Raw genomic sequence first — 652 nt, 5'->3', positions numbered from 1 at the left:
CGTTATAAGCAAGAAGAAGAAAAATAATAAATGGAAATACTAATAATTACTGGACCACCATACTCTGGAAAAGGAACGCAATGCGAAATCTTAAATGAGCATCTGGATTTTAAGCATATTTCAACTGGAGATAGATGCCGATTTGAAAAGGAAAACGGAACCGAAATTGGAAAAACAATGGCTGAATATGAAGAAAAAGGAGATTTAGTTCCTGATTCGCTAATGAAAGAATTGTTTAGCCAAATCCTGAATGAGAACAGAACGAATAAAGGTATAATTCTAGATGGTTATCCAAGAACGGACGCGCAGGTTGATGACTTAATTGAACTAGCCGAACAAAAGGATATGAAAATCCGAATAGTGTTAAACATTGAAGTACCAAAATCTGAACTTTTAATTAGAGCTAAGAAAAGAGCGGAGACATCTGACAGAAAAGATGATAAAGACCCTCAAATTCATATAAAACGAATTGACGTTTTTGAAAAATCAACTAGACCTGCTATTGAGTATATGAAATCAAAACTTGCAGTTAAAAATTTTGACGGACTTGGATCAATCGAGGAAATAACTGAACGAATAAAGGCAAGCTTATAACAATATGTATATTGCATATACTCCCTTCGGGAAGTAAACGCATCATACATTAAACGTT

Annotated in this window: 1 protein-coding gene; it reads left to right on the top strand. The window is 33.9% G+C overall.

Annotated elements, in window-relative coordinates:
- Nucleotides 1-30: 30 nt before the first annotated feature.
- Nucleotides 31-594, top strand: a complete 564-nt coding sequence (locus J8L88_RS23405; RefSeq protein WP_211062086.1) for a nucleoside monophosphate kinase — start codon at nucleotides 31-33, stop codon at nucleotides 592-594.
- Nucleotides 595-652: the final 58 nt, after the last annotated feature.

This window comes from Aquimarina sp. MMG015, assembly GCF_018100855.1.
GTDB classification, from domain to species: Bacteria; Bacteroidota; Bacteroidia; order Flavobacteriales; family Flavobacteriaceae; genus Aquimarina; species Aquimarina latercula.
The sequence above is the reverse complement of the archived record's forward strand: the minus strand, read 5'-3'. Positions and strand labels throughout refer to the sequence as shown.